21 protein-coding genes are annotated in these 21,252 nt (G+C 58.5%); 10 read left to right on the forward strand and 11 right to left on the reverse strand.

Annotated features, from left to right (window positions below; all coding sequences use genetic code 11):
- From AADJ11_RS12135 to AADJ11_RS12145, 3 genes are read right to left on the reverse strand one after another with little or no spacing between them, the layout of a single operon-like run.
- On the reverse strand, positions 1-810 hold the full coding sequence (locus AADJ11_RS12135) for a carbohydrate ABC transporter permease (protein WP_341234776.1): 810 nt from the start codon (positions 808-810) through the stop codon (positions 1-3).
- Entirely contained in the window at positions 807-1,673 is an 867-nt protein-coding gene (locus AADJ11_RS12140) for a sugar ABC transporter permease (RefSeq protein WP_341234777.1), read from the reverse strand. Before AADJ11_RS12140 ends, AADJ11_RS12135 begins: the two co-directional genes overlap by 4 nt.
- A 33-nt stretch (positions 1,674-1,706) precedes the next feature.
- On the reverse strand, positions 1,707-2,465 hold the full coding sequence (locus tag AADJ11_RS12145; protein ID WP_341234778.1) for a DeoR/GlpR family DNA-binding transcription regulator: 759 nt from the start codon (positions 2,463-2,465) through the stop codon (positions 1,707-1,709).
- Positions 2,466-2,785: 320 nt separating this feature from the next.
- Between AADJ11_RS12145 and glpD the strand changes: the two genes are divergently transcribed.
- The 10 genes from glpD to AADJ11_RS12195 all read left to right on the forward strand — a co-directional run bounded on the left by glpD (position 2,786) and on the right by AADJ11_RS12195 (position 13,409).
- Positions 2,786-4,384 (forward strand): glycerol-3-phosphate dehydrogenase, encoded by a 1,599-nt coding sequence (glpD, locus tag AADJ11_RS12150; protein WP_341235017.1) that lies wholly within the window; start codon positions 2,786-2,788, stop codon positions 4,382-4,384.
- Complete coding sequence (locus tag AADJ11_RS12155; protein WP_341234779.1) at positions 4,384-5,472, forward strand: ABC transporter ATP-binding protein; 1,089 nt, start codon at positions 4,384-4,386, stop codon at positions 5,470-5,472. Before glpD ends, AADJ11_RS12155 begins: the two co-directional genes overlap by 1 nt.
- Before the next feature lie 11 nt (positions 5,473-5,483).
- Positions 5,484-6,563 carry an ABC transporter ATP-binding protein gene (locus AADJ11_RS12160; RefSeq protein ID WP_341234780.1) on the forward strand — a complete coding sequence of 360 codons (1,080 nt, stop codon included), beginning with the start codon at positions 5,484-5,486 and terminating at the stop codon, positions 6,561-6,563.
- Positions 6,564-6,565: 2 nt separating this feature from the next.
- The gene (locus AADJ11_RS12165) at positions 6,566-7,441 is read left to right on the forward strand and encodes a sugar ABC transporter permease (RefSeq protein ID WP_341234781.1); all 876 of its coding nucleotides are present in this window, start codon (positions 6,566-6,568) and stop codon (positions 7,439-7,441) included.
- Positions 7,441-8,289 (forward strand): carbohydrate ABC transporter permease, encoded by an 849-nt coding sequence (locus tag AADJ11_RS12170; protein ID WP_341234782.1) that lies wholly within the window; start codon positions 7,441-7,443, stop codon positions 8,287-8,289. The genes AADJ11_RS12165 and AADJ11_RS12170 overlap by 1 nt, the downstream gene beginning before the upstream one ends.
- Positions 8,289-8,558 carry a hypothetical protein gene (locus AADJ11_RS12175; RefSeq protein WP_341234783.1) on the forward strand — a complete coding sequence of 90 codons (270 nt, stop codon included), beginning with the start codon at positions 8,289-8,291 and terminating at the stop codon, positions 8,556-8,558. Before AADJ11_RS12170 ends, AADJ11_RS12175 begins: the two co-directional genes overlap by 1 nt.
- Complete coding sequence (locus AADJ11_RS12180; protein WP_219580923.1) at positions 8,558-8,830, forward strand: DUF2160 domain-containing protein; 273 nt, start codon at positions 8,558-8,560, stop codon at positions 8,828-8,830. Before AADJ11_RS12175 ends, AADJ11_RS12180 begins: the two co-directional genes overlap by 1 nt.
- A gap of 68 nt (positions 8,831-8,898) precedes the next feature.
- Complete coding sequence (locus tag AADJ11_RS12185) at positions 8,899-10,620, forward strand: ABC transporter substrate-binding protein (protein WP_341234784.1); 1,722 nt, start codon at positions 8,899-8,901, stop codon at positions 10,618-10,620.
- 134 nt (positions 10,621-10,754) lie between these two features.
- Complete coding sequence (glpK, locus tag AADJ11_RS12190) at positions 10,755-12,242, forward strand: glycerol kinase GlpK (protein WP_341234785.1); 1,488 nt, start codon at positions 10,755-10,757, stop codon at positions 12,240-12,242.
- A 30-nt stretch (positions 12,243-12,272) separates the two neighbouring features.
- The gene (locus AADJ11_RS12195; protein ID WP_341234786.1) at positions 12,273-13,409 is read left to right on the forward strand and encodes an iron-containing alcohol dehydrogenase; all 1,137 of its coding nucleotides are present in this window, start codon (positions 12,273-12,275) and stop codon (positions 13,407-13,409) included.
- Between the two features lie 10 nt (positions 13,410-13,419).
- On the opposite strand, the gene AADJ11_RS12200 is transcribed toward AADJ11_RS12195, so the two are convergent.
- The 8 genes from AADJ11_RS12200 to AADJ11_RS12235 are packed head-to-tail and all read right to left on the reverse strand — an operon-like array spanning position 13,420 to position 21,222.
- Positions 13,420-14,943: an altronate dehydratase family protein gene (locus AADJ11_RS12200; protein WP_341234787.1), complete on the reverse strand. Its 1,524-nt coding sequence runs from the start codon at positions 14,941-14,943 to the stop codon at positions 13,420-13,422.
- Positions 14,936-16,108, reverse strand: coding sequence for a mannonate dehydratase (uxuA, locus tag AADJ11_RS12205; RefSeq protein ID WP_341234788.1), 1,173 nt, complete (start codon positions 16,106-16,108; stop codon positions 14,936-14,938). The genes AADJ11_RS12200 and uxuA overlap by 8 nt, the downstream gene beginning before the upstream one ends.
- Positions 16,105-17,541 carry a mannitol dehydrogenase family protein gene (locus AADJ11_RS12210; RefSeq protein WP_341234789.1) on the reverse strand — a complete coding sequence of 479 codons (1,437 nt, stop codon included), beginning with the start codon at positions 17,539-17,541 and terminating at the stop codon, positions 16,105-16,107. Before AADJ11_RS12210 ends, uxuA begins: the two co-directional genes overlap by 4 nt.
- Positions 17,519-18,262 (reverse strand): 2-dehydro-3-deoxy-D-gluconate 5-dehydrogenase KduD, encoded by a 744-nt coding sequence (kduD, locus tag AADJ11_RS12215; RefSeq protein ID WP_341234790.1) that lies wholly within the window; start codon positions 18,260-18,262, stop codon positions 17,519-17,521. The genes AADJ11_RS12210 and kduD overlap by 23 nt, the downstream gene beginning before the upstream one ends.
- Positions 18,259-19,083 carry a 5-dehydro-4-deoxy-D-glucuronate isomerase gene (gene kduI, locus AADJ11_RS12220; protein ID WP_341234791.1) on the reverse strand — a complete coding sequence of 275 codons (825 nt, stop codon included), beginning with the start codon at positions 19,081-19,083 and terminating at the stop codon, positions 18,259-18,261. Before kduI ends, kduD begins: the two co-directional genes overlap by 4 nt.
- Before the next feature lie 18 nt (positions 19,084-19,101).
- Positions 19,102-19,407, reverse strand: coding sequence for a cupin domain-containing protein (locus AADJ11_RS12225; protein WP_341234792.1), 306 nt, complete (start codon positions 19,405-19,407; stop codon positions 19,102-19,104).
- Positions 19,408-19,416: 9 nt separating this feature from the next.
- Complete coding sequence (locus AADJ11_RS12230) at positions 19,417-20,697, reverse strand: TRAP transporter large permease (protein ID WP_341234793.1); 1,281 nt, start codon at positions 20,695-20,697, stop codon at positions 19,417-19,419.
- A gap of 3 nt (positions 20,698-20,700) precedes the next feature.
- A complete protein-coding gene (locus AADJ11_RS12235; RefSeq protein WP_341234794.1) occupies positions 20,701-21,222 on the reverse strand; it encodes a TRAP transporter small permease in 522 nt (173 codons plus the stop codon).
- Between the last annotated feature and the right edge of the window lie 30 nt (positions 21,223-21,252).

The following is a 21,252-nucleotide window of genomic DNA, read 5'->3' on the forward strand; positions in this document are numbered from 1 at the left end:
CTAAACGCTGCCAATCTTGAACCCGCGTGACAGGTGGCTGCGCATCGCAAAGAGCAGCGCAGCCCCCGGCAGCATGGACGCGACCGTGACAGCCATTACCAACCCGATGTCGGTCTGAAATCCGAACAAAGCGTTCAGCGCCATCGAAATCGGCTTGCCGTTCGTGGTGGTCAGAATGCGCGCGAACACAACCTCGACCCACGAGAACATAAAGCAAAAGAACGCCGTAACCGCGATGCCGGGCGCGATCTGGGGCAGTAGGATTTTCCAGATAAAACGGCGGCGCGAATAGCCGTCTAGAAATGCAGTTTCATCCATTTCCTTTGGCACGGCGGATATAAACCCCTGCAAAATCCAGATCGAAATCGGCAGGTTGAACAGGCAATGCGCCAGCGCGATGCCAAAGACAGAGTTCACAATGCCAAGGGATGAAAACAGCTGGAATATCGGCAGGGTCAGGACGACAGGCGGGGTGATCCGAAACGCGATGAACGCCAGAAACAGATGCTTGTCGCCGACAAAGGACAAGCGTGAAAATGCATAGGCCGCCGGGATCGCCACCGGCACCGTGATGCAAATATTGATCAGCACATAGGCGATCGAATTGGCAAAGGCGGATCGCAGGCTTGGGTCGGTCAGGATGGCGCTGTAATTGCGCAAGGTGACCGCACCCAGCGGTGCGTCGGGATGCGCCAGCGTCGCGACAAAGCTGATCATCGTCATCTGCACCAGTGGCAGGCTGACAAACACCACAAACGCAGCCAGCGCCACAGCTTTGACGACCCGCCACATACGCGCGCGATCCCTCATGATATCTGCCTGTCGCTAAGCTTGGATTGCGCCTTGCTAAAGCTATAGGCGACGATCAGCACGATCAGGAAATAGATCACCGAACGGGCGGCTGAGGGGCCATAGTTAAACGCCTTGATCTCTTCGCCCAGATCGACCGCCAAGAACATCGTCGCCCCGTCCGGCCCGCCTGCATTGATCGGAAACGCCTCGGTATAGATCATGAAGCTGTCCATGAACCGCAGCAAGATCGCCATGAGCAAAACATGATACAGCTGCGGCAATTGGATGTGGCGAAACACCTGCCACGGCCCTGCCCCGTCGATTGCGGCGGCCTGATAATGCGACGGCGGGATGGTCGTCAGCGCGCTATAGCACAAGATCACGACAAGGCTGGTCCAGTGCCAGACATCCATCGCGATCACCACGGCCCACGTATGCGGGATCGACAGTTTCCAATCCACGGGCCAGCCCAACCCACCCAGCACCCGGCCCAAAATGCCGCTGTCGGGGTTCATCAGCGCCAGCCAAAGCGACGGGATCATATTCCACGGCACCAGCAGCGGCAGCGCCACCACCGCAAGGCTGATCCCGACCCATGTTTTTCGCTGCGGGATACATAGGGCGATAGCGATGCCCAGCGGGATTTGTATCGTCAGGATTAGCATCGAAAACAGAAAACTGCGGCCAAAGCTGGCCCAGAAGCGGCCCGAGGTTACGATGCCCTCGTACCACTCAAGGCCGACCCAAAACCGTGCGTCCAGAATGAAAATCTCGAAAAAGGAATAGTTCACCACAGTCATCAGCGGGATCAAACCCACAAGGCCCAGAACCAGCGCTGCGGGCAGTACAAAAATCCAACCGGTGTTGTCGCGATCTTTCATGCGCGCTCCGCTTTGGGGCGGCGTGGTTGCGGGCTATGCAATCACCACCTCGGTATCCCATGCCGCGCAACGGGCCTCAAGCTCGGGCGACAGCGCGCCATCGGTGAACAGCACGTCGGCGTCCCCCAATGTGGCGATGGCCAGCGGGGCGGTGCGCTGGAATTTCAGGTGATCGGCCACCACCATCACCTTGCGCGACCGCTGGATCGCGGTGCTGCTGACCATGATTTCCTGACCGTCGTAATCCAGAATGTCCCCGTCTGCATCAATAGCCGAGCATCCCAAGATACTGTAATCAAACTTGAACTGCTTCACCATTTCGACGGTCATTCCGCCAACGATCCCGCCATCTGCACGGCGCAAGACACCGCCCGCAAGAATGATTTCGCAGCTGTGATTGGCCGCCAGAATATTGGCGATATTCAGGTTATTCGTCACCACCAACAGGTTTTCGTGGTTCAGCAGTTCGCGCGCGACCGCCTCGGTCGTGGTGCCGATGTTCATGAACACCGACGCACCAGCCGGGATCGCTTGGGCACATCTGACGCCGATGGCTTTTTTGCCCGCATCATTCAGCCGCCGCCGTTCTTCGTAGATGATATTGACCACTCCCGACGGCACCACAGCGCCGCCATGCACCCGTTCAAGCTGCCCGGTTTCCGCCAGATCGGACAAATCGCGGCGGATGGTTTGAACGGTCACATCGTACTGCAGGGCAAGGCCATCTACCGTGACCCTGCCATCTTTACGTGCAAGCTCAAGTATCTCTTTTTGCCTGAAGTTCGAAACCATTGCGCCCTCCCGTGGTGCATACAAGTGGTGCGGATACGGCCCTATCCCGCCGTACAAACCGCCCGCGCAACAATCAGCAGTCTGAGCGGGGGGTCAAGTGGTCGAATCACGGTTAACGCAAACAACCCATTTAATACGGAAAGAAAACCCAGCCAAAAAACGCGCGTTTTCACCTATTTTATCAAAAAGGAACATAAACGAACATTCGTTATTGCGTTTCAGCAAGATTAGGTGTTCCTTTACCGCCAATCGCAGGACGCAAGTCTGCGGTGCAAAATGAATGCGGGGAGGCTTCATTGAGCCAGCACAAACACCATCACATGGTCGATCTGTTTGTCATCGGCGGCGGCATCAATGGATGTGGCATCGCGCGCGATGCTGCGGGTCGCGGCTTTAGTGTCGAACTCGCCGAGATGCACGATCTGGCCTCCGCGACCTCCTCTGCGTCGACCAAGTTATTTCACGGCGGTTTACGCTATCTGGAATATTGGGAAGTCCGCCTTGTCCGCGAGGCGTTGATTGAGCGCGAAACCCTGCTGCGCGCGATGCCGCATATCTCATGGCCAATGCGGTTTGTTCTGCCCTACCACCCCGACATGCGGTTCGAAGGCGATACGCCCACATCGAAACTGCTGAATGTCGTGATGCCGTGGATGAAGGGGCGCAGGCCCGCGTGGCTGATCCGGCTGGGTCTATTCATGTATGACAATCTGGGCGGTCGAAAGATCCTTAAGGGGACAACATCGCTTAACCTGCACGGCACGCCCGAAGGGGCCCCGCTGCAAGACCGCTTTGAAAAAGCCTATGAATATTCCGATTGCTGGATCGAAGACAGCCGTTTGGTTGTTCTGAACGCCCGCGACGCCGAGGCGCGCGGTGCCAAGATCAACGTCCGTACCAAGGTTGTATCAGCCGAGCAGAAAGACGGCATCTGGCACATCGCCCTTGAAGAGTTGGACGGCGGCGCGCAGCGGGTGGTGCAGGCGCGGATGCTGGTGAATGCAGGCGGTCCGTGGGTCGAAGACATCATCCGCAACACCGTGCGCATCAATTCGACCGAAGGCGTGCGTCTGGTGCGGGGCAGCCATATCGTGGTGCCAAAGCTCTATGATCACGGGAAATGCTATTTCTTCCAAGGTGAAGACGGGCGGATCATTTTCACGATCCCTTACGAGACTGATTTTACCTTGATCGGGACCACGGACGCGGAACATAAAGATGTGGGCACCAAGCCTGTGTGCACGCCCGAAGAACAATCCTATCTCGCCAATTTCGCCTCAAACTACTTTAAAAAACCCGTAGCGACAGACGACATCATCTGGACCTATTCCGGCGTGCGCCCTTTGTATGATGATGGCGCGACATCTGCGACGGCCGCGACCCGCGATTATGTGTTAAAGGTTAATGAAACCGCTGGCGCGCCCATGCTGAACGTTTTTGGCGGCAAGATCACAACCTACCGCAGGCTGGCCGAAACAGCGCTGGAAAAAATCGCGCCGTTCTTTCCCGATACCGAGGGGCCTTGGACGGCTGGTGTTCCCCTGCCCGGCGGTGATTTCCCTGTGGACGGTGTTGCCGATCTGACCGCGCGCCTGATAAAACAGTTCCCGTTTCTGACGCCGGCTTGGGCCACACGCCTGATCAAGGCCTACGGGACTGACGCGTTTGAAGTGTTGAAGGATGCCACCGCCGAAGCCGATCTGGGCCAGAACTTCGGATCGAACTTGACGGCGCAAGAAGTGCTGTGGCTGATCAAGAATGAATATGCGCGCAAGGCGGATGACGTGGTTTGGCGGCGGTCCAAACTGGGCCTTCGCATGACCGCGCAGGAAATTGAACTGCTGGATGTTTGGATGGCGAAAAACACAGCGCAAACCACCAGCGAACCGCAACCAGCGTTGCGAAAAGGGAGAGGTTAATGTCACTCGTTCTTGAGGGTGTGTCCAAGGTCGTGAACGGCCAAACACATATCCACCCCACCAGCCTAGAGCTGCGCGCCGGTACGATGAACGTGCTGCTGGGGCCAACATCTGCTGGCAAAACATCCCTGATGCGGTTGATGGCAGGTCTTGATGTGCCAAACACCGGCAAGGTGATCTGGAACGACAAGGACGTGACCGGAATGCGGGTGCAAGACCGCGGCGTGGCGATGGTGTACCAACAGTTCATTAACTATCCGTCGATGTCCGTCTATGACAACATCGCCAGCCCCATGCGTCTGTTGGGCAAATCAAAAACCGAGATTGATCAGGCGGTCAAAAAAGCCGCCGAGCTGATGAAGCTTACCCCGTTTTTGGATCGTAAGCCGCTGGAATTGTCCGGCGGGCAGCAGCAGCGCTGTGCCCTTGCCCGCGCTTTGGTCAAGGATGCCGGGTTGGTCTTGCTGGATGAACCGCTGGCCAACCTTGATTATAAACTGCGCGAAGAACTGCGCGCCGAAATCCCCAAGATATTCGAGGAAGCCGGTTCGATCTTTGTCTATGCGACCACCGAACCCGAAGAGGCATTGCTGCTGGGCGGTAATACCGCCGCGATGTGGGAAGGCCGTATTACCCAGTTTGACCGCACGCCAGTTGTCTACCGCCAGCCCGTCGATGCGACGACCGCGCGCGTTTTCTCGGACCCGCCGATGAATTTCCTGAAGGTCCGGAAATCGGGCGATAGCCTGTCCTTTGGCGACGCCCAGACCGCCCCCGCGACGGGGTCATTCGCGACCCTTGGCGATGGCGATTACCTTGCCGGATTCCGACCCAACCATCTGGAATTGGTGCAACAAGGGTCGAACGCCTTGGCCTTCAACGCCAAATTGCAAGTGACCGAGATCACGGGGTCAGAGACTTTCGTGCATCTGGATCACCATGGGGACAACTGGGTGGGCCTGATTCACGGGGTGAAAAACCTCAAGATCGGCACGGCGCTGGATGTCTTCCTTGACCCCGCCCACGTCTATATTTTCGCAGAAGACGGCACATCGGTCGCCCCTGCATCCTATGCAACAGCAGCCTGAGGGAACACGACATGGCAAAAATTACCCTCGATAATCTGGCGCATTCCTATCTGCCCAAACCCGTCACCGAAGACGATTTTGCGCTGAAGGAACTCAACCTCGATTGGTCCGACGGCGAGGCCTATGCCCTGCTCGGGGCCTCGGGCTGTGGCAAGTCCACGTTGCTCAACATCATTTCGGGTCTGCTGCACCCTAGCCAAGGGCGCATCCTGTTTGACGACAAAGACATGACAATGGCCCCGACCACGCAGCGCAACATCGCGCAGGTGTTCCAGTTTCCCGTGGTCTACGACACCATGACGGTGCGTGACAATCTGGCCTTTCCGCTGCGCAACCGTGGCGCTGATCCGGCCTATATCCAAGAGCGCGTGCAACAGATCGCCGCGATGATCGGGATGGAAGACACATTGAACCGCAAGGCGCGTGGCCTGACCGCCGATGCCAAGCAAAAGATATCGCTGGGCCGTGGCATGGTACGCGAAGACGTGAATGCGCTGCTGTTTGACGAACCGCTGACCGTGATCGACCCCCATATGAAGTGGGAATTGCGCACCCAGCTGAAATCCCTGCATCACGAATTTGGGCACACCATGATTTACGTGACCCATGACCAGACCGAGGCGCTGACTTTTGCCGATAAGGTCGTTGTGATGTATGATGGCCGCGTCGTCCAAATGGGCACGCCGCAGGAACTGTTCGAAACGCCTGAACACACCTTTGTCGGCTATTTCATCGGCTCGCCGGGTATGAACCTGATGGAAGCCGACGTGAAAGGCGACAAGGCCGTGGTTGGCGGCGTCGAGATTGCACTTGGCAAGGGTTTCGGCACCCCCACAGGCAAGGTCGAGCTGGGCGTGCGGCCCGAATTCACATCGCTGCAAGGCGGCGATAGCGGCCTGCCCGTCACCATCAAACGGGTCGAGGACGTCGGCCGCCACAAGATCGTGCGCGCGGATTTCCAAGGCTCTGAAATCAATGTGATTGCGGCTGAAGGTGCCGAAATCTCGCCCGACATGAACCGCATCGTTTTTGATACGGCCGGTGTGAATGTGTATTCCGACAGCTGGCGCGTCGCGCCAAAGGTGGCTTGATCATGAATAAGACAGTCAATCAAAAAGCGTGGTTTCTAATTCTACCCGTGCTCGTGCTGGTCGCCTTCTCCGCCGTGATCCCGCTGATGACCGTGGTGAATTATTCGGTGCAAGATGCTTTCGCGGGCGATTTTTACCCCTTGGATGACAAACTAGAATGGTTCAAGCAGATGCTTGCCTCGGACCGGATGTGGGATGCCTTTGCGCGTCAGATCATCTTTTCACTGATCATTCTGGCCATCGAAATTCCGCTGGGTATCTTTGTCGCGCTCAACATGCCCAAGAAAGGCTTTTGGGCCTCGCTCTGTCTGGTGCTGATGTCCCTGCCCCTGCTGATCCCGTGGAATGTGGTCGGCACGATCTGGCAGATTTTTGGTCGCGTCGATATTGGCCTGCTGGGTCATACACTGGCCGCCCTTGGCATCGATTATAACTATACCCAAGATTCCACCGCCGCTTGGATTACCGTCATTGTGATGGATGTCTGGCACTGGACGTCGCTGGTGGCCCTGCTGGCCTATGCCGGGCTGCAATCCATTCCCGACGCCTATTACCAAGCCGCCAAAATTGACCAAGCCAGCCGTTGGAAGGTCTTTCGCTTTATCGAACTGCCCAAAATTATGGGCGTGCTGATGATCGCCATCCTGCTGCGGTTTATGGACAGTTTCATGATCTATACCGAACCGTTTGTCGTCACAGGCGGTGGCCCCGGCAACGCGACCACATTCCTGTCGATCGATCTGGTCAAGATGGCCTTGGGTCAGTTCGATCTGGGTCCGGCGGCGGCGTTCTCGATCATGTATTACCTTGTGATCCTGCTGGTGTCGTATGTGTTCTACACCGTCATGACGAACCTTGATAAAAGGGATGGCCACTGATGTCTGATCTTACCCAATCCCCCCCGAAACGCGGGTTTGGCCTGCCGTCTGTGAATGGCAGCGCCGTTGTGATGGGCCTGTATCTGCTGTTCCTTTTGTTGCCGATCTATTGGTTGGTGATGATGAGCCTTAAGACCAACACAGAGATCCTGAACACCTTTACCCTGTGGCCGCGCGACCTGACGTTCGACAACTACCTGACCATCCTTACCGATGCGTCTTGGTATACCGGCTATCTGAACTCCATGGCCTATGTGGTGATGAACATGGTGATCTCGCTGGCCGTGGCATTGCCCGCCGCCTATGCGTTCAGCCGCTATTCCTTTATGGGGGACAAGCACCTGTTCTTCTGGCTGCTGACCAACCGTATGGCCCCGCCTGCGGTTTTCGCCCTGCCGTTTTTCCAGCTCTACAGCTCGGTCGGGTTGTTCGACACGCACATCGCCGTCGCGCTTGCGCATTGTCTGTTCAACGTGCCGCTGGCGGTTTGGATCCTCGAAGGGTTCATGCGCGGCGTGCCCAAGGAAATCGACGAGACCGCCTATATCGACGGCTATTCCTTCCCGCGGTTCTTCATCAAGATTTTCACGCCGCTGGTCGCCTCCGGCATCGGGGTAACGGCGTTTTTCTTGTTCATGTTCTCTTGGGTTGAACTGCTGCTAAGCCGCACCTTGACCAGCGTCGATGCCAAGCCGATTGCCGCCACCATGACCCGCACCGTGGGCGCGTCAGGCATCGATTGGGGTGTGTTGGCCGCAGCCGGGGTTCTGACGATCCTGCCCGGTGCTTTGGTCATCTATTTTGTTCGCAACTACATCGCCAAGGGTTTTGCCCTAGGGAGGGTGTGATGACAGAATATCAGAGGGAGCTATGGGAAACTTACGGCCCCAGATTTGTCGATTTAATGGGAAGACACCCACTCAATGAGCAGGTCATTCTCAAAGATCTTTTTGGCGACGAGTGGGCGGAGGTTGGTGACAGAGTAAGGCGCCAAAACCTTGGCAGAGCAGTGGTTGCTGCATTTGCCGACCCAATAATCCAGGGCCAGATGACGGAAATTGAGCAAACAGTGGTGAATGGCACGCCAAATAGAATGCAGTATAGGAGAATTAGATAATGGAATGGATGGCATGGACTTGGCCGACCGCCATATTTTTCGCAATCATTGCGGCCACGCTGGTGACCTTCACCGTGCTGGCCATCAAATTTCCTGAAACGCCGCGTAATGGTGTTTTGGGGATCGAAACGACCCGTGGTGACCGTCTTTTCATCACGTTGCTGGGTTCGGCCTTTATCAATCTGGCCTGGCTTGGACTGCTCAGCGCCCCCCAATGGGGGGCACTGATTGTGTGTTTCTTCTATGCCATCGCGGTTTTCCGCTGGGTGTAGTCGATCAGGTACCCCGGCGCGCAAGAACCGGGGCTGCTTTCACTGTTCTAATTTAGGGAGGAACAACCATGAACTTGCGACTAAAAGGAACGACTGCCATCGGGCTTGCGGCTTGCATGCTTGGCGCGCCAGCGTTCGCGGACATGGATGCCGCCAAGGCATTCCTTGATAGCGAGATTGGCGATCTTTCGACATTGTCACGCGCCGATCAAGAAGCTGAACTGCAATTCTTTGTAGATGCAGCGCAGCCTTACCAAGGCATGTCTATCAATGTGGTCTCCGAGACAATCGGCACCCACGAATATGAATCAAACGTTCTGGCCCCCGCGTTCGAGGCCATTACAGGTATCAAGGTCACCCATGACCTGATCGGCGAAGGCGACGTTGTTGAAAAGCTGCAAACGCAAATGCAGTCGGGCGAAAACATCTATGACGCCTATATCAACGACTCTGACCTGATCGGGACGCACTGGCGGTACCAACAGGCACGTAACCTGACCGACTGGATGTCGGGCGAAGGTGCGGCTGTCACAAACCCGAACCTCGATCTGGAAGACTTTATCGGTCTGTCGTTCACAACCGGTCCAGATGGTAAGGTTTACCAACTGCCCGACCAGCAGTTCGCGAACTTGTACTGGTTCCGCTACGATTGGTTCAACGACGAACAGAACAAAGCGGATTTCAAAGCGAAATACGGCTATGATCTGGGTGTTCCGGTCAACTGGTCCGCGTACGAAGACATCGCTGAATTCTTCACCGGCCGCGACCTGTCGCGTCTTGGCGTCGAAGGCGACGTTTTTGGTAACATGGACTACGGCAAGAAAGACCCGTCGCTTGGCTGGCGTTATACTGACGCGTGGCTGTCTATGGCTGGTGCCGGTGACGTGGGCGAACCAAACGGTCTGCCCGTCGACGAATGGGGTATCCGCGTAAACGAACAATCGCAGCCCGTCGGGTCTTGCGTTGCGCGTGGTGGTGCCACAAACGGACCAGCGGCTGTTTACGCTGTGACCAAAGCAATCGAATGGCTGGAAAAGTATTCCCCGCCTGCCGCTGCCGGTATGACATTCTCTGAAGCGGGTCCAATCCCTGCCCAAGGTAACGTCGCCCAGCAGATGTTCTGGTACACTGCGTTTACCGCAGCATCGGTAGAACCTGATCTGCCCGTGATGAACGAAGACGGCACGCCAAAATGGCGCATGGCCCCTTCCCCACACGGTGCATATTGGACCGAAGGCACCAAGATCGGCTATCAAGATGCCGGTTCCTGGACGCTGATGGAATCCACACCAGTGGACCGTGCACAAGCCGCATGGCTGTATGCACAGTTCGTGACATCCAAGACTGTGGACGTGAAGAAAAGCCATGTTGGTCTGACATTCATTCGTGAATCCACGATCCAGCACGAAAGCTTTACCGAGCGTGCACCGAAACTGGGTGGTCTGGTCGAATTCTATCGTTCGCCTGCACGGGTTCAGTGGTCGCCAACCGGCACCAACGTTCCTGACTATCCAAAGCTGGCCCAGTTGTGGTGGCAGAACATCGGCGACGCAATGTCCGGTGCGAAAACCCCACAAGAAGCGCTTGATGCGCTTTGCGCAGATCAGGAAAAAGTTCTGATCCGTCTGGAACGCGCTGGTGTTCAGGGTGATATCGGCCCGAAAATGAACGAAGAGATGGACCCAGAGTACTGGCTGTCGCAGCCCGGTTCGCCCAAAGCGAAACTGGCAAACGAGGACGAAACCCCCGTCACCATCGCCTATGACGAGCTGATCAAATCCTGGCAGTAAACTACCCTTTCCGGGGCTGGATATCTGGCCCCGGTTACTCCTAACTCTTGAACCATGGGCCCACGTGCCTAAAGTTCAGATCAGCGGCTGCCCCTCAAGGTGGCCGCTTTTTACCTAACGCTTCGGGGATCCACATGACCTATATTCTTGCCATTGATCAGGGCACCACTTCGACCCGCACGATTGTGTTTGACGGCGCAATGACTGTCACCGCCCAAGCACAACAAGAATTCCCCCAGCATTTCCCGCAATCAGGCTGGGTTGAACATGATCCGGTGAACCTGTGGGACACCACGGTTGCCACCTGCCGCGATGCGATCAAGGCCGCGGATATCTCCGCGACTGATATCTCGGGCATCGGCATCACCAACCAGCGCGAAACCGTCATTGTCTGGGACAAGACAACGGGCGACCCCATTTACAACGCCATCGTTTGGCAAGACCGCCGCACAGCCGACACCTGTCGCACCCTGCGCGACGCCGGTCACGAGCCGATGATCACCGCCCGCACCGGCCTGTTGCTGGACCCGTATTTTTCGGCCAGCAAACTAAGCTGGATTCTTGACCATGTTGACGGTGCCCGCGACCGCGCTGCCAAGGGCGAGTTGTTGTTTGGCACGGTTGATTGTTTCCTGATCTGGAAGCTGACCGGCGGGGCCGTTCATGCCACCGATGCCACCAATGCCGCCCGCACCATGCTGTACGATATTCACAAAGGCCGGTGGAGCCAGACGATCTGCGGCCTGCTGAACATCCCCATGGAAATGCTGCCCGAGGTTAAAGACTGCGCCGCCGATTTCGGCCAGACGCAGCCCGACCTGCTGGGCACGCCGGTCCCGATTTATGGCGTCGCAGGCGACCAACAAGCAGCTACCATCGGGCAGGCTTGCTTTAAGCCGGGCATGTTAAAATCGACCTATGGCACCGGCTGCTTTGCCCTGCTCAACACCGGCGATACGCCCGTGCAATCGAACAACCGTTTACTGACGACCATCGCCTATCAGCTGGACGGCAAACCCACCTACGCGCTTGAAGGGTCGATTTTCGTGGCCGGTGCGGTCGTGCAATGGCTGCGCGACGGGTTAAAGATTATCTCGGACGCGGCAGAGACCCAAGCGCTGGCCGAACAGGCCGATCCCCATCAGAACGTGATCCTTGTCCCTGCCTTTGTCGGGCTTGGCGCGCCCTATTGGAACCCCGATTGCCGTGGTGCCACCTTTGGGCTGACCCGTGGCACAGGGCCTGCCGAAATGGCCAAAGCGGCCCTTGAAAGCGTCGGCTACCAGACCCGCGACCTGCTCGAAGCGATGTCGGCAGATTGGAAAGCCACCGGCGTGCAGCCAACCTTGCGCGTCGATGGCGGCATGGCAGCAAATGACTGGGCCATGCAGTTTCTGTCCGACATCATCGCAGCCCCAGTGGACCGCCCCGTTAACCATGAAACGACCGCTTTGGGGGTCGCGTGGCTTGCCGGGATGCGCGCCGGGATATATCCAGACCAACAGGGGTTCGCCGCAGCATGGGCGCGCGAGACCCAGTTTTCACCGCATATGGATGAAACCAAGCGTGGCCAGAAATACGACGGATGGAAACGCGCCGTTCAAGCCACACTTAGCGTCTAAGACACCACCCGACAGCCCAAGGAGCCGGACATGTTTTCGTTTTTCAGCCCCCAAGCCATCCATTTTGGCCGTGGTCAAAGCGCGCAAGCCCCCAGCCTTGCCCGTGCCTACGGCAACAACCTGCTGCTGGTGCACGGCGCAAGTGCGCAACGTGCGGAATGGTTGGTGAAGGCCTGTGCAGATGCGGGAATGACGGTACGCAGCCTTCGCTGCCAGAATGAACCCAGCCTGCCCGATGTCCAACTGGCATTGGCGCAGATCAAGGGGTTCAATCCAGACGTCGTCATAGCGCTTGGCGGCGGCGCCGTCATTGACTTTGCCAAGGCACTGGCCGCCCTCATCCCCTGCGCGTCCCCGCCGCAAGAGTACTTGGAGGTCGTGGGCACCGGACGCCCGCTAGACCATGCCCCCCTGCCCCTGATCGCCCTGCCGACCACGGCCGGAACCGGCGCAGAAGTCACGAAAAACGCGGTGATTACGGTGCCGGAACATGGCATCAAAGTCAGCCTGCGCGATCCGCGCATGATCCCTGACATTGCCATTGTTGATGCGGGCCTGATGCAAGGCGCACCGCGCCGCGTCACGCTCTCAGCGGGGCTGGATGCGATTACCCAAGTGATCGAACCCTATCTTTCGATCAAGGCAAACCCGATGACCGACGCGCTGTGTCTGGCGGCCATTCCAACCGGCCTTGGCGCGATCAGGGATGTGGTTGAAAACGATGACCCTTCCGCGTGGGACGCTATGGCGCGGGTGAGTACGTGGGGCGGGCTGGCCTTGGCCAATGCCGGATTGGGGGCTGTGCACGGTTTTGCTGGCGTGATCGGCGGCAGAACCAACGCCCCCCACGGAGAGATTTGCGGCGCGCTGTTGCCAGCCGTTCTGGCGTCCCACCAGCGTAAGGCGCAGAACGGGACTGATATTCAAAAACGCCTGACGTGGGTGATGGATCAGATCGACCAGCACTTTGGTGCGGACGGCACGGGGCTGTCGCAGCTCAAGGCATGGTCGCGCGACATGGGCCTGCGAGGCTTGGGTGACATGGGTCTGCGTGCGGACGATTTGCAAGGCGTCGCATCCGCATCGGCGGGCGCATCATCGATGAAGGGCAATCCCTTTTCCCTGTCGCAACAAGGGCTGGTCGAAATATTGGCGCAGGCTCTTTAGCGCCCAACCCCTACATCACCGCGCCGATTTGCCATGGCACGAACTCATCATTGCCCAAGCCCAACGCTTCGGATTTTGTAACCTGTCCCGAGGCCGTTGCGCGGATCAGATCGAAAATCTGCTGCCCCTTCTCTGCGATGCTGACCCCTTGGGATATGATATCGCCCGTGCCCAAATCCATGTCATCGGGCATCTGCGCCATCAGCTGGTCCGACGTGGCCAACTTTATGGTCGGTGCCGGTTTCGACCCAAAGGCCGATCCGCGCCCGGTGGTGAAAACCACCAGTTGCGCGCCGCCGGCGATCTGGCCCGTGGCTGACACAGGATCATAGCCGGGCGTGTCCATGAACACGGCCCCGGCTTGCGTGACCTGTTCGGCATAGTCATACACGGCGGTCAGTGGCGTCGTTCCCACCTTGGCCACGGCGCCCAAGGATTTTTCGAGGATCGTCGTGATCCCGCCCTGCTTGTTGCCCGGGCTGGGGTTGTTGTCCATCGACCCGCCGTTTTGGGCGGCATAGCCCTCCCACCATTCAATCTGTGCAATCAGCTTTTGCGCGACCGCGTCGCTGCTGGCACGGCGCAGCAACAGCTGCTCTGCGCCGTAAATCTCGGGCGTTTCAGACAGGATCACACTGCCCCCTTGCGCCACAATCAGATCACTGGCCTTGCCAAGGGCGGGGTTCGCAGTGATTGCGGAAAACCCGTCGGACCCGCCGCATTGCAGCGCGATGCGCAGCGCCGACATGGGCTGCGCGGTGCGGCGGGCGGTGTTCACCTGCGGCAGGATCGCGGTGACATGTGCCTTGATCGCGTCAATGGTGGCGCGGGTGCCGCCGTTGCTTTGGATGGTCAGCGCATGAAACCGGTCGGTGCCCGCATCGCCGAAATGCGATTGCATCCGCGCAATTTGCATCACCTCGCACCCCAGTCCGACAAAGACCGTGGCCCCCACATTGGGATGGATCGCATGCCCCCAGAGCACCCGATCAAGGATGTCATAGCCCCGCCCCGTCGCCGCCATCCCACAGCCCGTGCCATGGGCAAGGGCCACGATCCCGTCGACGTTTTCGTAATGGTCGAGCAACCCGCTGGCTTCGACCTCGGCCGCGGCTTTTTTGATCACGGTGGCCGAACAGTTCACTGTCGCGATCAGGGCGATATAGTTGCGCGTCGCGACCCGCCCATCGGCGCGGGCATAGCCCTGAAAGGTCAGCGGAGGCGTTTGCGGGATAGCGGCCTGCGCCAGCACCAGATCAGCGCCAATGTCATAGCACCGATCGGGGTTCGCAAAGCTGCAGTTGTGGCTGTGCACATGTTGGCCCGCTGCGATGTCACAGGTGGCGGTGCCGATGAATTGCCCGAATTTCAGGATCGGCGCACCCTTGGCAATGGCCCTGCGCGCGATCTTGTGGCCGGATGCGACGGGTGCCGTCAAAGCAGCCCCAATGCCCAACGGATCAGCCACCGCGCCAGCGCGCGCCGTTAGGACAGCGATTGTATCATCTGGGTGCAAAATCAGGGGGTCAGCCATGCGACAACCCTTGGATCACACCGCGCAATTCGGCCAAGCCGCGCAGCCGCCCGATCAACGGATAGCCGGGGATCAGGGTGCGTTCATGATCCGACAGCATATGATGCCCGTGATCTGGTCGAAACGGGATCGACGCATCCTCGCGCCCTGCGGCCTGCCTGCGTTTTTGTTCGGCCAGCAGCACGGCAATTAAGGCCACCATATCCGTGTCGCCGTCCAGATGGGCCGCTTCCTCGAACGATCCATCAGGATCTTTGCGGACGTTGCGCAAATGGGCAAAGTGAATGCGATCCGCAACACGCGCCGCAATCGCAGGCACATCATTCTGCGGGTTCGCGCCCAGCGATCCTGAGCACAGTGTGATGCCATTGGCAGGGCTGTCATGGGCGGCAAGCACCCAGTCCAGATCGTCACCGTTTGACACAATCCGGGGCAACCCCAAGATATCGCGGGGCGGATCGTCTGGGTGCACGCAAAGCCGTATGCCCAGCTCTTCTGCCGCTGGAATAACCTCGTCCAGAAAGCGTTTGTAGTTCGCGCGCAACATGGCGCGGTCGATGCCGTCGTACTGCGTTAGGGCATGGCGCAACCCGGTGACATCATAGCGGTCAAATGCACCGGGCAGACCGGCCATAATCGCCGCCAGCAGCGCGTCACGGTCGGCTTCGGTCGCTTGCTGGAACCACGCCGCCGCCTTGGCCAGAACCTGCGGCGTATAATCTGCCTCGGCCGCTTGCCGGCCCAGCATATGAATTTCGAACGCGGCCATGCGCACGGCCTCAAAGCGCAGGCAGGTCGCCCCGCCTGCAACGGGGGCTGCAAGGTCCGTGCGGGTCCAATCCAGCAGCGGCATGAAGTTATAGCAAACGGTCTTAACCCCCTGCCCCGCCAAGTTTGCTAGCGATTGACGGTAGTTCGCAAACAGCTGCGACAGATCACCATCACCTTTTTTGATGCGCTCGTGGATAGGCAGGCTTTCGACGACCTCCCAACTAAACCCAGCATCTAAAATCCGCGCCTTGCGCTCTGCGATGGTTTGGGACGGCCAGACTTCGCCATAGGGGATTTCGTGCAAGGCGGTGACGATCCCACGCGCGCCGGTTTGCGCGATCTCGGAGAGGGAGATTGCGTCTAAATCACCATACCAACGCCAGGTTTCGATCATGTGGCCACCTTTTCAATCGCGCGGCGGGCACCGTCCCTCCACAGCGATTCCGCGGCTTGGGTCAGGGGCTCTTGCAGACGGTCCGCCAAATCAGCGGGAAACACATCGCGCAGCGCCAGATAAGCAGCGACCTTGCCCGCCACCGTATCCGAGGTGCCCGCAGCATCCCGCATCTGGTCGGCCAGAGGGTCACGCACATCGATAGGTTGCCCCGCCTCGTCCGTGCCAGCACCATAGCGCATCCAGGCCGCCACCGCCAAACACAGCCCCGGAGAGGACCGCCCCGCTGCCATATTATCACGCAGCGTACCTAGGATGCGTTGCGGCAGTTTCTGACTGCCATCCATCGCGATCTGCCATGTGCGGTGGCGAATAGACGGGTTGCTGTAGCGCGCAAAAAGGGCATCGGCATAGTCGGCCAACGATACACCTTTTGGGGCCTCTACGGATGGCATAATCTCGGACCACAGCAAACGGGCGTATCGCGCGAAAACCGGATCGGCGATGGTGTCGGCAATGGTTTCGTGACCGGCGAGGTATCCGGTATAGGCCAGCGCCGAATGCGTGCCATTCAGCATGCGCAGCTTCATGTTTTCATGGGCGGTAACGTCGGTAACCATTTCGGCCCCGGCGGCGGCAAAGTCTGGGCGTGCGCCGTCGACGAAATCATCCTCGATCGCCCATTGGCTGAACGGTTCATGAAAGACGGGTGCCGCGTCAGAGATGCCGGTGTGCGCCGCGATCCGGTCAATGTCGGCTTGGGTCGTGGCGGGTGTGATCCGGTCGACCATGGTTGACGGGAACCGGCCGTTCGTTTCGGTCCATGCGGCCAGACGCGGGTCAATTTCTTTAGCCAGTTGCAGCACCATGCCGCGCACCAGTTTGCCGTTTTCCGGCAGGTTATCGCAGGTCAGCACCGTGAACGGCATGTGCCCCGCCGTGCGCCGCATTTCCAACGCGCGGACCAAAAAACCGGGCGCTGACACGGGGTGCGGGTTGGTCAGGTCATGCTGAATATCGGGGTGCTCAAGGTTAAGCGCGCCCGTTGACGGATTGTGGCAATAGCCTTTCTCGGTCACGGTCAGCGATACGATTTTAATCGCGGGGTCCGCCATCGCCTCCAGAACGGCGCGGGGGTTTTCGGGTGCAACAAGCACGTTGTTCAGCACTTCGATATCGCGGATTTCTTCGCTGTCTGGGGCCAGTGTGACCGACAGATACCGCCAATCGCGGCGCTTTAGCGCGTCACGGGTATCGGGGCTGCGCAGCGAGACACCGATGATGCCCCAGTCGCCGCCAGACGCCGCCATGGCATCAGCTACATAGACGCATCCAAAGGCCCGGAAAAACGCACCCAGCCCAAGATGAACGATCCCAGAGGCAGGGCGTGCCTTGCGTTCAGCGCTGGTGTTAGCGGGCAAGCCAGCCTCCATCAACGTTCAGGATCGCGCCGTGAACATATTGCGCGGCAGGCGTACATAGATAGACAGCGGCCCCTGCGATATCAGCGGCATCGCCCCAACGCCCTGCAGGAATACGGTCAAGGATCGCGGCATTGCGGTCGGGATCATCCCGCAGCGCTTGGGTATTATTGGTCGCGATATAGCCCGGTGCCACGGCGTTCACATTGATGCCCTTTGCCGCCCATTCATTGGCCAAAATCTTGGTTAACCCCGCAACACCGTGTTTTGACGCGGTATAGGACGGCACGCGAATGCCCCCCTGAAACGACAGAAGCGAGGCGATGTTGACCACGGCCCCGCGTCCACCGCGCGACAGGACATCCTTGGCAAATGCCTGTGTGGTGAAAAACAACGCCTTGAGGTTCACATCCATCACGGCGTCCCAATCGCTTTCGGTGAAATCGACCGCATCATTGCGCCGGATGATGCCTGCGTTGTTGACCAGAATGTCGATGTTTTGCCCGGCAAACAGGTCTTGGCCCGCCATCGGGTCGCTGAAATCAACCAGCACGGATGTGGCGCTGCCGCCCGCATCTGTGATCTGCGCGACGGTTTCGTCACTTGCACGGCGACCGGCGCAGACCACCTGCGCACCCGCCGCGGCCAGACCCACCGCAATCGCCTGACCGATGCCGGTATTGGCACCCGTCACCAAGGCATGCCGCCCCTCAAGTGAGAACGGGTTGGTCATCGCAGATCACCCATGGGGATCATGTCCATATCGGTGAAATCAACGTTGTCGCCCGCCATCGCCCAGCAGAAAGTATAAGACGACGTGCCAGCGCCCGCGTGAATGGACCAAGGCGGCGAAATCACGGCCTCTTCGTTAGACATAACAAGGTGGCGGGTCTGGCTCGGCTCGCCCATCAGGTGGAACACGCGGGCGTCCTCGGGCATGCCAAAGTACAAATACGCCTCCATCCGGCGGTCATGGGTGTGGGCGGGCATGGTGTTCCAAACGGACCCTTCTGCGAATTGCGTATAGCCGACCAGCAATTGACAGCTTTTGCAGACATCAGGGTGCAGCAGTTGAATGATCACCCGCTCGTTCGCGGCCTCTTTCGATCCCATCTCGACGCGGCGGGCGTCGGCGATTTTGATCAAGGTCGTCGGGTACTTGTGATGCGCGGGGGCCGACAGCAGATAGTAGCGCCCTGCCCCGCTAAACTCGACCGGGCCCGCGCCCATGCCGATATACAGCACCTCACCGTTTTCGATGGTGTGGCTGGTGCCGTCCAAGGTCACGGTGCCGGTATCACCAATGTTCAGAACCGCCATTTCGCGGCGCTCCAGGACGCTCTTGGTGCCTGTCGCCTCGACATGGTCAAGGGTAAGCGGCGATCCGTTTGGGACGGCAGAGCCAAGGATCAGCCGGTCATAATGGCTGTAGACCACATTGATCTCACCCGGGACGAACAGCCCGGACACATGGAAATGGTCGCGCAGCTGATCGGTGTCCAATGTCTTGGCTGTTGCAGGATCAATGGCATAGCGGGTTTCTGTCTTAAGCATGAGAGGTCTCTTTCTAATTCAAAGGAAATCGTCGCGGCGCGGCGTAAAGGTGTCGATCAGCGTACCCGCTTGCAGGCAGACGCAACCGTGTGTGACATTGGACGGAATGATCAGGCTGTCGCCCGGCCCAAGATCATGATCGACCCCGTCCCGGTGGAAGCGAAAGCGGCCGCTTTCGACATAGGTGGATTGGACATGAACATGGTGGTGCAGCTTGCCCTCGGCCCCGCCCTCAAAGCGGAAGGCGACGACCATCAGATCAGCGTTCTCGGACAAAATCTGACGGGTCACACCCGGATCAGCGGCCACAATTGGATAGGTCATAAACTCTCCTTAGCGAAACAGGGATGGCAGCCACAAAGACAGCGCAGGGATGTAGGTAACCATCAGCAGCACCACGAAGGCCGCGCCGTAAAACGGCCAGATCGTGCGCACGGCATCCCAGACCGGAATGCGCCCGACGGCACAGCCCACGAACAGCACCGACCCCACCGGAGGGGTGCAAAGGCCGATGCCAAGGTTCAGGATCAAGATCACCCCGAAGTGGACGGGATCCACGCCAAAGGCCAGGGCCACAGGCAGGAAGATCGGCGTGGTGATTACGATCAACGGCGACATGTCCATAAACGTGCCAAGGATCAGCAGCACCAGATTAAGCAGCAGCAAGATCACAATCGGATTGTCCGATACCCCCTGCAACAGCACAACCATCATCGCTGGCACCTTGGTATAGGCCAAAAGCCAGCCAAAGGACGCCGCGCAGCCGATCACCATCAACACCATTGCCGTGGTGCGCACGGCGGCAAATGTCGCTTGGATAAAGTCGTTCCAGCTGAGGGTGCGATAGACAAAGAACGTCACCAGCAGCGCATAGACAACCGCGATGTTTGACGATTCAGATGCGGTAAAGACGCCAGAGCGTACCCCGCCAAAGATAATCGCGACCAGGATCAGACCGGGGGCCGCAGATACGAATAGCGTGCCGATTATCCGGTAGCCCTGAAAGGGTTGCACGGGATAGCCTTTGCGCTTGGCCACCCACCACGCGGTGATCATCAACACCAAGGCCAGCAAAAAGCCCGGAATGATGCCAGCGGTAAAGAGATCAGCAATGGAAATACGCCCCCCCGCCGCGATCGAATAGATGATCATGTTATGCGAGGGCGGCAACAGCAGCGCGATAATGGAACTGACCACGGTAATATTGACCGCATAGTCAGGCTCGTATCCGCGTTCGACCATCTGGGGCACCATCAGGCCGCCCACCGCCGACGCATCCGCCGCAGCCGACCCCGACACGCCACCAAACATCACCGACGACAGCACATTCACCTGCCCCAAGCCGCCGCGCAGATGGCCGACAAAGGCCCCCGCCAGCGCGACCAAGCGGCGGGCAATATCGCCCCGCACCATCAAATCACCTGCAAAGATAAAGAACGGGATCGCCATCAAGGCGAACACCGACACGCCCGAATTCAGACGTTGAAAAACCACGACCGGGGGCAAGCCCAGATAGGCGATGGTCGCAAAGCTGGACACACCAAGGCAAAAGGCCACCGGTGTCCCGATAAGAAGCAAAAACACAAATGTGCCGAACAGGACGTAAAGCTCCATCGGTTAATCCTCCACCGGGTCATCGCCAAAGCGCGCCGTCCCCAGGCCCGCAGCACGGCGCGCGACCCGTTCAATTGAAAAAATGACGATCAAAAAACCACCCACCACGATGGGGATAAAATCAAAGGCACCTGAAATCCCAAGGCCGGGCAGCTTGTTGCCTGCCGTCTTTTCGGCCAGTTGCCAGCCGAACCAGATCATGCCCACACCAAAGCCTGCCACGGTCAGATCAGAGATCGAGTGGAGCACCAGCTTGGCCTTTTGCGGGATCATATAAAGAACGACATCAAAGGACAGGTGATACCCTTCGCGGATGCCGACGGCGGCCCCCAGAAAGATGAACCACCCCATAATCATGACCGACGCGGGTTCGGTCCACACGATGCTGTCATTTAAAACATAGCGCCAGAAAACTTGCGCTGCGATCAACGCCGTCATCAGGATCAACCCAAGTCCGGCAACCCATAACGACACATGCGCCATACGGGATGTGGCACGGGCGACGGACCTCATCGTATCTTTCACTTAGTGTTCCAATCCTTGAAAAAACGGCCC

This window comes from uncultured Sulfitobacter sp. (genome assembly GCF_964021855.1).
Taxonomy (GTDB): Bacteria; Pseudomonadota; Alphaproteobacteria; order Rhodobacterales; family Rhodobacteraceae; genus Sulfitobacter.

Bases quoted from the DNA above. Each gene is read 5' to 3' on its own strand.
- AADJ11_RS12135 (WP_341234776.1), bottom strand. From the start codon at position 810: ATGAGGGATCGCGCGCGTATGTGGCGGGTCGTCAAAGCTGTGGCGCTG.
- AADJ11_RS12140 (WP_341234777.1), bottom strand. From the start codon at position 1,673: ATGAAAGATCGCGACAACACCGGTTGGATTTTTGTACTGCCCGCAGCG.
- AADJ11_RS12145 (WP_341234778.1), bottom strand. From the start codon at position 2,465: ATGGTTTCGAACTTCAGGCAAAAAGAGATACTTGAGCTTGCACGTAAA.
- glpD (WP_341235017.1), top strand. From the start codon at position 2,786: ATGGTCGATCTGTTTGTCATCGGCGGCGGCATCAATGGATGTGGCATC.
- AADJ11_RS12155 (WP_341234779.1), top strand. From the start codon at position 4,384: ATGTCACTCGTTCTTGAGGGTGTGTCCAAGGTCGTGAACGGCCAAACA.
- AADJ11_RS12160 (WP_341234780.1), top strand. From the start codon at position 5,484: ATGGCAAAAATTACCCTCGATAATCTGGCGCATTCCTATCTGCCCAAA.
- AADJ11_RS12165 (WP_341234781.1), top strand. From the start codon at position 6,566: ATGAATAAGACAGTCAATCAAAAAGCGTGGTTTCTAATTCTACCCGTG.
- AADJ11_RS12170 (WP_341234782.1), top strand. From the start codon at position 7,441: ATGTCTGATCTTACCCAATCCCCCCCGAAACGCGGGTTTGGCCTGCCG.
- AADJ11_RS12175 (WP_341234783.1), top strand. From the start codon at position 8,289: ATGACAGAATATCAGAGGGAGCTATGGGAAACTTACGGCCCCAGATTT.
- AADJ11_RS12180 (WP_219580923.1), top strand. From the start codon at position 8,558: ATGGAATGGATGGCATGGACTTGGCCGACCGCCATATTTTTCGCAATC.
- AADJ11_RS12185 (WP_341234784.1), top strand. From the start codon at position 8,899: ATGAACTTGCGACTAAAAGGAACGACTGCCATCGGGCTTGCGGCTTGC.
- glpK (WP_341234785.1), top strand. From the start codon at position 10,755: ATGACCTATATTCTTGCCATTGATCAGGGCACCACTTCGACCCGCACG.
- AADJ11_RS12195 (WP_341234786.1), top strand. From the start codon at position 12,273: ATGTTTTCGTTTTTCAGCCCCCAAGCCATCCATTTTGGCCGTGGTCAA.
- AADJ11_RS12200 (WP_341234787.1), bottom strand. From the start codon at position 14,943: ATGGCTGACCCCCTGATTTTGCACCCAGATGATACAATCGCTGTCCTA.
- uxuA (WP_341234788.1), bottom strand. From the start codon at position 16,108: ATGATCGAAACCTGGCGTTGGTATGGTGATTTAGACGCAATCTCCCTC.
- AADJ11_RS12210 (WP_341234789.1), bottom strand. From the start codon at position 17,541: ATGGAGGCTGGCTTGCCCGCTAACACCAGCGCTGAACGCAAGGCACGC.
- kduD (WP_341234790.1), bottom strand. From the start codon at position 18,262: ATGACCAACCCGTTCTCACTTGAGGGGCGGCATGCCTTGGTGACGGGT.
- kduI (WP_341234791.1), bottom strand. From the start codon at position 19,083: ATGCTTAAGACAGAAACCCGCTATGCCATTGATCCTGCAACAGCCAAG.
- AADJ11_RS12225 (WP_341234792.1), bottom strand. From the start codon at position 19,407: ATGACCTATCCAATTGTGGCCGCTGATCCGGGTGTGACCCGTCAGATT.
- AADJ11_RS12230 (WP_341234793.1), bottom strand. From the start codon at position 20,697: ATGGAGCTTTACGTCCTGTTCGGCACATTTGTGTTTTTGCTTCTTATC.